Origin of the sequence: Vibrio sp. IB15 (assembly GCF_016406055.1) — a bacterium.
Lineage (GTDB): Bacteria > Pseudomonadota > Gammaproteobacteria > Enterobacterales > Vibrionaceae > Vibrio > Vibrio chagasii.
In genome coordinates this window covers 26551-39017 of sequence record NZ_JAEFCE010000049.1, presented here as the reverse complement: position 1 = coordinate 39017, position 12467 = coordinate 26551, and the positions used below count along the sequence as shown (strand labels likewise).

Genomic DNA, 12467 nt, shown 5'->3' with positions numbered 1-12467 from the left:
TCGCGAAAGAAACGACTCAGATGACTAAGTCTCAGATCCTTTCTCAAGCTTCAAGTTCGATTCTTGCTCAAGCGAAGCAAGCGCCGAACTCGGCACTTAGCCTACTAGGTTAATTAACCTAATACGACGCGATACAAAAGCCAGGCTCACCCCTGGCTTTTTGTTTATGCAAATCACGTATTAGCTACACCGAATAGGGCAGATGATAAAGAGTTAGTATCGATTAGATGGTCTCTTTAAATACCAATGTCACTGCGATGATGACGCAGCGACACCTCAGTCATGCGGCCGAGCAAAACATAGAGTCTCAGCGAAACCTCACCTCAGGTTATCGGATTAACTCCGCCAGTGACGATGCTGCAGGTCTGCAAATCTCCAATACTCTTAACGTTCAAACTAGAGGGCTTGATGTCGCCTTGAGAAATGCACAAGATGCGTATTCGGTGGCACAAACTGCAGAAGGAGCTTTGCATGAGAGCAGTGATATATTGCAACGCTTGCGCTCTCTGGGGCTTCAAGCGGCAAACGGCAGTAATGACTCAAGTGATCGGCAAAGTATTCAATACGAGGTCGTAGCGCTGCAAGATGAGCTTGATCGTGTCGCGATCACGACGACATTTGCAGATAAAAACCTGTTTGATGGTTCTTACGGCTCGCAAAGCTTCCATATTGGTGCAAATGCCAACTCTATCTCTCTGACACTGCGAAATATGCGCAGTCACATTCCGGAGATGGGAGGGCAGCATTATGTTGGTGATGCGGTCGATAAAGATTGGCGAGTCACTAAAGATAGTCAAACCCTTAAATTTGAATACCAAGACAGTAAAGGGCAAACCCAAACAGAATCTATTCGGCTCAAGCTAGGAGATCGCATCGAGCAAGTTGCTACTTATATCAATGCGCAGCAATCGATAGTGAGTGCCTCAGTGACTGAAAACAATGAACTGCAATTCTTTGCCTCGAAGCTGAATGCACCTGAAGGTGTAACGTTAGAGGGCAGTTTAGCGGATGAGCTTGATGTTAGTGCTGGTGCGTTAGTCACAATGGACAACATCGATATGTCGACTGTTGGCGGGGCGCAGCTTTCAATTGGAGTCATTGACGCGGCAATTAAGTATGTTGATTCGCATCGAAGTGAAATAGGTGGCTTCCAAAACCGGGTTAGTGGCACGATAGAGAACCTTAATACGGTGAACCGAAGTGTGACTGAATCTAAAGGGCGGATACGCGATACGGATTTTGCGCGTGAGTCGACGGAGATGGTGCGCTCACAAGTGCTGCAAGATGCGACTACCGCATTGTTAGCCCAAGCGAAACAGAGCCCTAGCTCGGCACTTGGCTTGCTCAGTTAAATGACTTACAGCGATGAACATCGCTCAGGAACAAAAGTTTCAGGTAATAAAAAACGCCACCCTTAGGTAGCGTTTTTATTAAAGCATATAAGTAATCGAGATTACTTAGTTACTTTAAGAACTGGAGTTTCACCAACAGTTACAGAACCAGAAAGCTTGTTCAGCTCTTTGATTTCGTCCATGTTAGAGATAACAACTGGAGTAAGCGTAGATTTCGCTTTCTCTTCTAGAAGCGCTAGGTCGAAAGTGATGATAGTGTCACCAGCTTTAACAGATTGACCTTCTTCAGCTACACGAGTGAAGCCTTCGCCTTTAAGTTCAACAGTATCGATACCGAAGTGAACGAAAAGCTCAACACCGTCGTCAGACTCGATAGAGAATGCGTGGTTAGTTTCGAAGATCTTACCGATAGTACCGTTAACTGGAGCTACCATTTTGTCGCCAGCTGGTTTGATCGCGATGCCGTCACCAACGATTTTCTCAGCGAAAACTACATCTGGCACATCTTCGATGTTTACGATTTCACCAGAAAGAGGTGCGATGATTTCGATTGCACCAGCATCAGCGCTGTCATCAGATACAAGCTTTTTCAGTTTGTCAAACAGACCCATTGTGTCATGCTCCTAACGTTTAGTTTTATTCTGTAGAATATACTATACCAATCTAACAAATTAGACGACTATTTTTAGCCGTCTAACTCTATTAAGAATTTGGCGATTACTGAGATTTCTCAGCGATGAATTTTTCTACGCAAGCTTCAATTTCAGCAGCTGTAGGTAGAGATAGTGCTTCGTCAGCCATAGCTTTAACTTCAGCGAAGTTAGAGTTACGGATTACTTTCTTAACTTTAGGGATAGAGATGCCGCTCATAGAGAACTCATCTAGGCCCATACCAAGAAGAAGAAGTGTTGCACGCTCATCACCAGCAAGCTCACCACACATACCAGTCCACTTACCTTCAGCGTGTGATGCGTCGATCACTTGCTTGATTACTGTAAGAACAGCAGGAGATAGCGGGTTGTATAGGTGAGAAATCATTTCGTTACCACGGTCTACCGCAAGAGTGTATTGCGTTAGGTCGTTAGTACCGATAGAGAAGAAAGATACTTCTTTCGCTAGGTGGTGTGCGATTGCAGCTGCTGCTGGAGTCTCAACCATTACGCCGATTTCGATGTTTTCATCGAAAGCTAGGCCTTCAGCGCGAAGTTCAGCTTTGTACTCTTCGATTGCTTTCTTCAGTTCACGGATCTCTTCAACAGAAATGATCATTGGGAACATGATGCGTAGTTTACCGTGTGCAGATGCACGTAGGATACCACGTAGTTGGTCACGTAGGATTTCACGACGATCCAAGCTGATACGTACTGCACGCCAGCCTAGGAACGGGTTCATCTCTTGTGGAAGATCCATGTATGGTAGATCTTTATCGCCACCGATATCCATAGTACGGATGATCACTGACTCACCGTTCATTGCTTCAGCTACTTCTTTGTAAGCAACGTATTGCTCTTCTTCAGTAGGAAGCGCGTCACGGTCCATAAATAGGAATTCAGTACGGTACAGACCAACGCCTTCACCGCCATTACGCAGGATACCGCCACAGTCTTTTACTGTACCGATGTTGCCGCAAACTTCTACACGGTGACCGTCTAGAGTTTCAGCATGCAAATCTTTTAGTTTTGCTAGTTCAGCCGCTTCTGCTTCGAAATCTGCTTTGATTTTCTTAGCTTCTGCTAGTTCAGCTTCAGAAGGGTTGATGATGATCTTGTTGTTCATCGCGTCTAGCACAAGCATGTCGCCGTTCTTAACTTGCTTAGTGATATCGTTAGTACCAACGATAGCTGGAAGCTCAAGAGAACGTGCCATGATTGAAGTATGAGATGTACGACCGCCGATGTCACAAGCGAAACCAAGAACGTAGTCTAGGTTGATTTGTGCAGTTTCAGATGGCGTTAGGTCGTAAGCTACTAGGATAACCTCTTCACTGATGTCTGATAGAGACACAATGTTGATGCCTAGAGCATTTTTAACGAAACGAGTACCGATATCGCGGATATCAGTTGCACGTTCTTTTAGGTACTCATCATCAAGAGATTCAAGCGCACAAGCTTGCTCTTCGATCACAGTGTGGATCGCGTTGTCTGCGTGCATTTTTTCTTTCTTGATGAGTGCTAAAATCTCTTCTTCTAGCTCTTCATCTTCAAGCAGCATGATGTGGCCTTCAAAGATTGCTTCTTTTTCTTCGCCAAAAGTTTCAAGTGCTTTTTGCTTAACAACTTCAAGTTGTTGAGAAGATTTGTTACGAGCGTCAAAGAAACGCTGTACTTCTGCTTCAACTTGGTCGTCAGAGATAGATTGAGTGTTTAGGACAATTTCATCTTCTTGAAGTAGTAGTGCTTTACCGAAAGCAATACCAGGAGATGCTAGGATGCCTGAAATCATAGCCTTACCTTAGTTGTTCAACTGTAAACGGGAGAGTGTGTGACTTTAAGTCGTCGACTAATGTCGCGCTTATTCCTATCTATTTCGAACAAAGCCACTTTGCTATGCAAAATGGCTTTGAAAGAAGGAGACCGTATTAGTGTAGTTGATCCATAAGAGCAACTAGGTGGTCAACTGCTTGCTGAGCTTGAGGACCTTCAGCTGAAATAGTTACGTTAGTACCTTTTACTAGGCCTAAAGTTTGTAGTTTGAACAGGCTTTTCGCGCTAGCGCTTTTGCCGTTAGAAGTCACTGTGATGTCAGCGTCGAAAGATTTTGCTTCTTTAACGAACTGTGCAGCTGGACGAGTGTGAAGACCGTTTTCTGCTGTGATTTCTACTTGCTTCTCGTACATTTTATATACCCCAATTAATTTATTTTTTGTAAGTTTGTAACCAGTTTAGCTTAACTGCTTTAGCTCAAATGCGCTAGAGGCTAGTACGCCATGTTCGTGTTAGAACTTAGACTGGTTATAAATTTTTATCCAGCCATGGTCATCTTTTGTTGAGGACTCACGACCTTCAGAATCTGTTTATTGCTTCTTTTATTTTGAAGCGAAAAATAAAACAGACCCGATATTACCAAAGGTGGGGCAGGGATCAACAAAAAAGCCCCTAAACGGGGCTTTTTTGGACGAAAAATTGATTTGACCACATATTATTGTTGGTTCTCTTTTTCCGTAAAGATACCTGCAAATAGCGCTGTACTTAGGTAACGCTCACCAGAGCTTGGAAGTACAGTGACAATGGTTTTTCCTGAAAATTCAGGTAGTTCAGCGATTCTGTTCGCGGCTACTACTGCTGCACCTGAAGAGATACCTGCAAGGATACCTTCTTCTTTCATTAGTCGTTGAGCCATTTCAATTGCTTCTTCAGAAGTTACTGACTCTACGCGGTCGATAAGTTCTAAATCTAAGTTTCCAGGGATGAAACCGGCACCGATACCTTGGATTTTGTGCGGAGCTGGTTTGATTTCTTGACCTGCAAGTGCCTGTGCGATTACTGGAGATTCTGCTGGTTCTACCGCGACAGAAGTGATGGCTTTGCCTTTTTCACCTTTAATGTAACGACTTGTACCAGTGATAGTACCGCCTGTGCCTACGCCAGCTACAAACACGTCAATCTCGCCGTCTGTTGCTTCCCAGATCTCAGGACCTGTTGTTTGTTCGTGAATCTGTGGGTTAGCTGGGTTGTTGAACTGTTGTAGTAGTAGGTATTTGTCTGGATCTGAAGCAACAATCTCTTCTGCTTTAGCAATCGCGCCATTCATGCCTTTTGGTGCTTCAGTCAGTACTAGGTTTGCGCCAAGCGCTTTAAGCAGCTTACGACGCTCTAAGCTCATTGACTCAGGCATAGTTAGTGTAAGTTTGTAACCACGCGCTGCTGCTACGAACGCCAGTGCAACACCTGTATTACCACTGGTTGGTTCAACAAGCTCGATACCTGGCTTAAGGGTACCTGCTTTTTCTGCTTCCCAGATCATGTTAGAACCGATACGACACTTAACACTGAAGCTAGGGTTACGAGCTTCGATCTTAGCTAGGACGTTACCTTTGCTTACTTTGTTTAGGCGGACTAGAGGTGTATTACCAATCGTTAGGGTGTTGTCTTCGTAGATCTTGCTCATGCGATATTCCTTCATTTAATGACAGCACTAAACGTATGTATATCAATCACTTTACCGTCTAGTGTCTTTCGATGTTTGTTTAGCTTGAATTTAGATTAAACAAGTTGAAAAAAAGGTAAAAGGATTAAAAAGTTATATCATATAGATATGTAGCAGAATTGACGCCTATCTACAGTGAAGTCAGAACTTCAAATAGATAGGCTAATACAGAGGGGAGAATTAGCGAGAGCGTAGAGCTTGGTCTTTAAATTCAGCAACCCACATCGCGGTTGCACCACATACGGCTACGGGCATTACAATCAGGTTCAAAATTGGAATAGTAGTGAACACGGAAACAAGCGCGCCGAAGCTATAGCTCTTACCTTGTTTTTGTTTCAAACTATTTCTCATGTCATCAAATTTGATTTTATGGTTATCGAATGGGTAGTCGGCGTATTGAATCGCTAACATCCACGCGGTGAAGATGAACCATAAAAACGGTGCAACGGTTTGTCCTAGTGCTGGAATTAACAAAAGTAGGAATAAACCGATCGCTTTTGGCAGAACGTAGACAAGCTTGCGCCATTCTCTTGCTAAAATACGCGGTGTGTCTTTAAGAACATCAAGTAGGCCATCATCATTGACTTTCTTGCCGCTAAGTAGCTCTTCGACTTTTTCAGAGAGCAAACCGTTAAAAGGAGCTGCAATGAAATTGGCAAGGGTGCTAAAGAAATATGAAAACGTTGCTAAGACAGTTAACACCAATAGTGGCCATAAGATATAGGACAACCATGACAAGAAGCTTGGTAAACCTTCCATCCAGCCTTCAATCCAAGTGTTTAAGTTAGAGAAGATATAAAACAACGCACCGCCAACCAGCAGGACGTTAGCGATTAGAGGAAGTAGCACAAATTTACGAATGCTCGGTGACAACGCGATTTTTATTCCGAAAACAAAATAGCCAAAGCCGGAGCGGGGAACAGATTCAATAGTCATATTTAATTAAGGTCACATGTGAATTTGGTTAAATAGCAAACACGTCTAGTGTACTCGACCGAAATTAAGAAAAAAAGCGTGGTGAAAATCACACCATCTAAGGAACTAATTGTATTAAGTTGTTCTAAAACAGTGGCTACTTTTGATAGAGTAGTGAGATTGGTCAAATTAACCCAACTTAGTGACAGCGTTTTGCCGCTAGTTGACTAAGAAAGCTGAGAGCGAAAAATGCAGGAATTGCGATTTGTACTCATTATTGTTGGCGCACTAGCTATCGCCGCATTATTGTTCCACGGTTTGTGGACGAGTAAAAAAGAAGGGAAAGCAAAGTTTGGAGATAAGCCACTTGGCAAGCTAGATAATGATAGCTTAGACGATGCTGAAACCATCCCAAACCGTTCATTCGCCCCAGAAGATGATTTTGAAATAATCCGAAAAGAGCGTAAAGAGCCGGATTTTGCGGTATCGCCATCTGCGGCTGATCCGCTGATCGATTCAGATCCGCTTACAGCACCACAATCAAAAGAAGAGCAACAAGACGATATCGAGTTGAATGATTTGCCTTCTTTCAGTGTTGAAGACCCTATTAAGGTTGATAGCGAACCGGAAGATGTTGAACAAGCAGTAGAACCAGAGGTTCCTAGCTTCGAACTGACCGATGAGCAAAAAGAGAGCCATGCAGGTTTTAAAGAGCAGTACGGCTCTTTTGAAGAAGTTGAAGCAGAACAAGTTGCTGAGCCTGTAGTATCAAGTGAGCCAATGGCTTCACAACAAACTTTTACTGCAAGTGAACCATTCGTAGCTAAAGAGAGTGTTGCCCCACAAGCTGCTCCTGTTGAAGAAACAAAGCAAGATGAAGAGTTAGGCTTAGAGGTGATTGTCCTTAATGTTCACTGTGCTGGAGAAATCCCATTTGTTGGTACTGAACTTTTCCGCAGCATGGAGAACAATGGCTTAACCTACGGTGAGATGTCTATTTACCACTGTTTTGCACAATCAGCTGATGAGCCTAAAGTTATCTTCAGTGTCGCGAACATGATGCAGCCAGGAACTTTAGAGCATGATGACCCAGCTGACTTTACGACTAAGGGTATTTCGTTCTTCATGACGTTGCCATGCTATGGTCAAGCAGATCAAAACTTCAATGTGATGTTGAGTGCAGCACAGAAGATTGCTGATGATATGGGTGGAAACGTCTTGGATGAATCGCGTAACTTGATGACACCAAACCGTTTATCAGACTATCGCAAACAGATTAGAGACTTCATGTCGGCAGCGAATGTTTAGCCATATTGTTTAGCCTAGTAAATAATCTATATTTATAGAAAAGGGCTCCTAAGGGAGCCCTTTTTGATATTTCAATCACGACAGAGAATGATATGAAAGAATCGATTCAAGTGACCTTAGAGCAGTTAAGAGAAACTCTGCACTATCATGCCGTTCGTTATTACGTAGAAGATAGCCCAGAGATCCCTGATGTTGAGTACGATCGATTAATGCAACAGTTGCTAAAGATCGAAGAAGAGAACCCAGAGCTAGTAACTGTTGACTCACCGAGCCAACGTGTTGGTGGTCAGCCACTAGATGGCTTCACACAAGTGACTCACGAGATCCCAATGCTTTCTCTGGATAATGCATTCTCTGATGAAGATTTGGATGCGTTCAATAAGCGTATGTCCGATAGGGCGCCAACCGCGAACCTTAAAACTTTCTGTTGTGAGCCTAAACTCGATGGCCTTGCTGTGAGCTTGCTTTACGTGAACGGGACATTAGTTCAAGCGGCGACTCGTGGTGATGGCGCAACGGGTGAGAACATCACTGAAAACGTACGTACCATCAGCTCGATTCCACTTAAGCTACAAGGCGAAGGTTGGCCAGAACGTATTGAAGTGCGTGGCGAAGTGTTCATGCCAAAAGCCGGCTTCGATAAACTGAACGAAATGGCGCTGAAGAAAGGCGAGAAAGTCTTTGTTAACCCGCGTAATGCAGCAGCCGGTAGTTTGCGTCAGCTGGATTCCCGTATTACCGCAAAACGCCCATTAGCTTTCTATGCTTACAGCGTGGGTGTGGTTGAAGGTGCAGAGCTCTCAACTAGCCACTACCAACGCTTCTTGCAGCTGAAAGGCTGGGGTTTACCTATGTGTCCTGAGACTAAGCAGCTTAGCTCACTTGAGGATGTAAAAGCGTATTACCAAGATATCATGACGCGTCGCGATGCTCTGGCTTATGAGATCGATGGCGTGGTGATTAAAGTCGATGATATCGCGGCACAAGAAGTGCTTGGCTTTGTTGCTAGAGCCCCTCGTTGGGCGATTGCTTACAAGTTCCCGGCTCAAGAAGAGATTACCCTGCTTAACGATGTTGAGTTTCAGGTAGGCCGTACCGGTGCTATTACGCCTGTAGCTAAACTGGAGCCTATCTTTGTCGGTGGTGTGACGGTGAGTAATGCAACGCTACACAACGCTGATGAGATTGCTCGTCTAGGTGTGAAGGTAGGTGATAGCGTTATTATCCGCCGTGCTGGTGATGTGATTCCACAGATTGTCGCGGTTGTACAAGACCGGCGCCCTGAGACGGCTAAAGACATCGTTTTCCCTGATGCATGCCCTGTATGTAGCTCTACGGTTGAGCGTGTCGAGGGGGAAGCTGTAGCGCGTTGTACTGGCGGTTTGGTGTGTCAGGCTCAGCGTAAAGAAGCGCTTAAGCACTTTGTATCTCGAAAGGCGCTTGATGTTGATGGTCTGGGCGTGAAAGTAATAGAGCAGCTTGTTGATCGTGAAATGGTCGAAACACCAGCTGATCTGTTTAAACTTAGCGCTGGCGTGATTACGGTGCTTGACCGTATGGGGCCGAAATCGGCACAGAACGTGGTGAGTGCGCTGAACAAAGCGAAAGATACGACGTTAGCGCGTTTCCTTTATTCACTCGGTATTCGTGAAGTCGGTGAAGCGACTGCGATGAACTTAGCACAGCATTTCAAGACATTAGAGCTCGTTCAAGCGGCAACTCATGAACAGCTTGTTGAAGTGTCCGATATTGGCGACATCGTTGCTAGTCATATTACGGCTTTCTTCTCACAAGAGAAAAACCGAGCGGTCGTTGAACAGCTTATCGAACTAGGCGTGAACTGGCCTGTGATTGAAGATGCGCCAGATGACCAAGAATTGCCTTTAGAAGGAAAAGTGGTTGTGCTAACGGGTTCATTGTCTCAATTGGGCCGAAGTGAAGCGAAAGCTGCACTTCAAGCGTTAGGTGCCAAAGTAACGGGTAGCGTATCTAAGAAAACCGATATCCTATTTGCCGGAGAAGCAGCAGGTTCTAAATTAACCAAAGCACAAGATTTAGGTATCGAAATAAGAACCGAAGAAGATCTAATTGCTCTTCTTTCGTAAGTAAATTCAGGTAAAAAAAGCTCAAAGGCACTCCTTTCAAGAGAGTGCCTTTTTTGTGTCCGCTATAAAAATGGTGGCTTTTTAATTGTTGAGAATTTTGTTCCTATACGAAGTACAAAATCAGGACAGTGACGGTGCTCAACATTAATGAAATAGCGTTCTAGTTGTATCAGAAATGCGAGTCATATCTATTTTTATAAAAGGTAATTTGTTTTAAGTTGCTGTTTTATATGGTTTTGGGTGTTGTTGTGTGTGGCCTTTTTAATTTATCGATCTGGATCACTAAGTACATGGTAAATTTGCACCAACTCATATTTTTTTAGATGAAAATTAAGTTCTCATTGATCTTTTTGAGGGCGAAGTTAGTCTTAATGCCATGGATGCACGATGTGTATACCCAGAAAGGAAATAGAGAATTCAGCGTTAAGGATTCTCAAACAAGAAAAGGTATTTCTCTCTACGGCGGCCAACTTTAGGTGGGGAATATTCAAACAGCTATATCCATTTTTAGGAGTTTTATTCCATGGAAAACAAATTTTTCAAACGTACTCTACTAGGTGCTGCAGTAGCGATGATTTCTTCAGGAGCACTTGCTGGGACAGAATCATCTCAAGTAGGCATCATTTCTGATTTTAATGTACAAGCTTATGGTGTTGCAGCTATCTCTGTTGTTAACTATGACTCAGAGGAAACTAAAGCAGGTGTTAAAACTGATACAGGTACTGGTTACGATTACGAGAATGAATCTCGTATCGGCTTCCGTGCAAGCAAAGACATGTTTGATAACCTAAACATATTTATGCAGGTAGAATCTGGTTATGTTGGTGAAAACGGTGACGGCGCAACATTGGGTAATCGTGACACGTTTGTAGGCCTTCAGGGTGACTGGGGTAAAGTACGCTTTGGTCGTATGCTGACTCCTATGTACGAAGTAATTGACTGGCCTTACGCTAACCCTGGTTTAGGCGCAGTATGGGATTGGGGCGGTGATGTTAAATACAACCGCGATCGTCATGGTGATATGGCACGTTACGACTCAGCTGATTTAAATGGTTTTACTTTTAACCTTGCAACGGGTCGTGGTGACTCAAGCGTTAAAGATAACTACTTCTATGGTGCAGCTGCTCATTATCGTTTGGCAGACACGATTACTTTCCATGCTGCAGTAGAAGCTGAATCTGATCGCGAACTATCAGCAGCAACAGCTGCGAGTACATGTGTAGAGGCGTCAGGTTGTGGCACTGGTATTAATTTTGGTGATGCTATTGCTGCAACTGACGCTAAAATGTCTGATACATTTGGTTACCTAGTCGGCTTTGAAGCATCACTGCCTGCAGGCTTTGGTATCTCAGCTGCTTATAAAGCTGGTGAATCAGACGTACAAGGTGGAGATAAGTCAGAGCAAGCTTCTTACTCTGTAATTGGTCAATACTGGAACGGTCCTTGGGGCTTCAAGCTTGGTTATGCGGCAAATATGGATTCAAAAACAGCGGGCGTAAAACAGGATGATGAAGATAGTGTAATCTCAGGTCAGTTAATGTACGTACATAATGGCTTTGTTCCTTACATCCGTTTGGCTCAACGTGATATTAAATCTGGCGGAGCACAAACTGACACATTCGTAACTCGCGTAGGTTTAGAGTACGGCTTCTAATAAAGGTGTATTGTGAAGAAAAAATGCGCTGGCTAATAAGTCGGCGCATCTTCGTTTATGGTCTAGCCTAAGAAATCAAAGGCATCGAATAATATTAGGGTGAAAACCTCGAGGTAGTTAATATGAAAAAAATAGTTTTAGCGTCGATTCCTTTGTTCTTAATTGGGTGCACTACATTGGATTCAAGCAGCGACTTTACGGACGCTGTCAAAAGAATAGAAAGTAAGCAAAATTACCAAGTGGTTGTTGGTGAGTCGTTAACTCCTGACGTACTTGAGGTAAAGCAAGGACAATTAGTGAACTCATCCCTAGAATTGAATTATGTTACCCCAACCAACGATCGCGCAGTTCCGGATTCATACATCACAATGGAGCTGCAGTATTTCAAAAATTATAATGAATATCGTTTTGCGCGAGTTAAGGGAGCAGACGATAAGGTCCAGTTAAAACCTTATGCAGCATCAGCTGAGACATGCAGTGATATCTGTACTCAAACTCAGTATGTGAAGTTTCCAGTTTCGAATGAATTATTCGATGAAGCCCCCTTTAAAGACTTGGTTTTTGATATCCAGGTTTCAAATGCCAATAGTATTTCGTTTTCTGTTCCTGCAGGCTACGTTGAAGCTATCGTGAATACAGGGGATAAAAATACTGCAGTTAGTCCTGTGGTTGCTGCAGTCGCGGCTGTTCCAGTAGCAGCAGTTGTTGCTGAAGAGCCAAAAGCATCACAAGCGCAAGAGATGGTGAATTACTGGTATGGTGAAGCAACAAAAGAAGAGCAATCTGCAGTGACAGATTGGGCATTTAAGAATCGTAAGAACGCGAACCCAGCACCATTAGAAGGCTCTAAAGAGATCGAAATGGTTTCTTACTGGTTTAACAAACTAGATAGCGAAGAAAAATCTCAGACGATGATTTGGTTATTAGAGCAAGAGTAAGCCTTTAACCTAAGCTCCAAACTATGTTTTTCAACCGCAGTATTGTATA

11 protein-coding genes are annotated in these 12467 nt (G+C 43.6%); 6 read left to right on the top strand and 5 right to left on the bottom strand.

The features are described from left to right. Positions 1-113, top strand: a 113-nt coding sequence (locus JC606_RS17115) for a flagellin (RefSeq protein ID WP_259397661.1), incomplete at its 5' end; no start/stop codon positions are given. Positions 114-227: 114 nt separating this feature from the next. Continuing rightward, positions 228-1352: a flagellin gene (locus tag JC606_RS17110; protein ID WP_137408852.1), complete on the top strand. Its 1125-nt coding sequence runs from the start codon at positions 228-230 to the stop codon at positions 1350-1352. 101 nt (positions 1353-1453) lie between these two features. On the opposite strand, the gene crr is transcribed toward JC606_RS17110, so the two are convergent. The 5 genes from crr to cysZ form a co-directional block, all read right to left on the bottom strand. Beyond that, complete coding sequence (crr, locus tag JC606_RS17105) at positions 1454-1963, bottom strand: PTS glucose transporter subunit IIA (RefSeq protein WP_004737851.1); 510 nt, start codon at positions 1961-1963, stop codon at positions 1454-1456. Positions 1964-2069: 106 nt separating this feature from the next. Next, positions 2070-3794 (bottom strand): phosphoenolpyruvate-protein phosphotransferase PtsI, encoded by a 1725-nt coding sequence (gene ptsI, locus JC606_RS17100; protein WP_198779035.1) that lies wholly within the window; start codon positions 3792-3794, stop codon positions 2070-2072. Positions 3795-3930: 136 nt separating this feature from the next. Further along, positions 3931-4188: an HPr family phosphocarrier protein gene (locus tag JC606_RS17095; RefSeq protein ID WP_004734263.1), complete on the bottom strand. Its 258-nt coding sequence runs from the start codon at positions 4186-4188 to the stop codon at positions 3931-3933. 302 nt (positions 4189-4490) lie between these two features. Beyond that, positions 4491-5459 (bottom strand): cysteine synthase A, encoded by a 969-nt coding sequence (gene cysK, locus JC606_RS17090; RefSeq protein WP_198779034.1) that lies wholly within the window; start codon positions 5457-5459, stop codon positions 4491-4493. 219 nt (positions 5460-5678) lie between these two features. Next, a complete protein-coding gene (gene cysZ / locus JC606_RS17085; RefSeq protein ID WP_137408854.1) occupies positions 5679-6434 on the bottom strand; it encodes a sulfate transporter CysZ in 756 nt (251 codons plus the stop codon). Positions 6435-6662: 228 nt separating this feature from the next. Here cysZ and zipA point away from each other — a divergent pair, with 228 nt between their 5' ends. The 4 genes from zipA (at position 6663) to JC606_RS17065 (ending at position 12418) form a co-directional block, all read left to right on the top strand. Beyond that, positions 6663-7721, top strand: a complete 1059-nt coding sequence (zipA, locus tag JC606_RS17080; protein ID WP_137408855.1) for a cell division protein ZipA — start codon at positions 6663-6665, stop codon at positions 7719-7721. Positions 7722-7813: 92 nt separating this feature from the next. After that, the gene (gene ligA, locus JC606_RS17075) at positions 7814-9826 is read left to right on the top strand and encodes an NAD-dependent DNA ligase LigA (RefSeq protein ID WP_198779033.1); all 2013 of its coding nucleotides are present in this window, start codon (positions 7814-7816) and stop codon (positions 9824-9826) included. 523 nt (positions 9827-10349) lie between these two features. After that, the gene (locus JC606_RS17070) at positions 10350-11480 is read left to right on the top strand and encodes a porin (RefSeq protein WP_004737858.1); all 1131 of its coding nucleotides are present in this window, start codon (positions 10350-10352) and stop codon (positions 11478-11480) included. Between the two features lie 122 nt (positions 11481-11602). Beyond that, positions 11603-12418, top strand: a complete 816-nt coding sequence (locus JC606_RS17065) for a DUF2057 family protein (protein WP_198779032.1) — start codon at positions 11603-11605, stop codon at positions 12416-12418. The last annotated feature ends 49 nt before the right edge of the window (positions 12419-12467 follow it).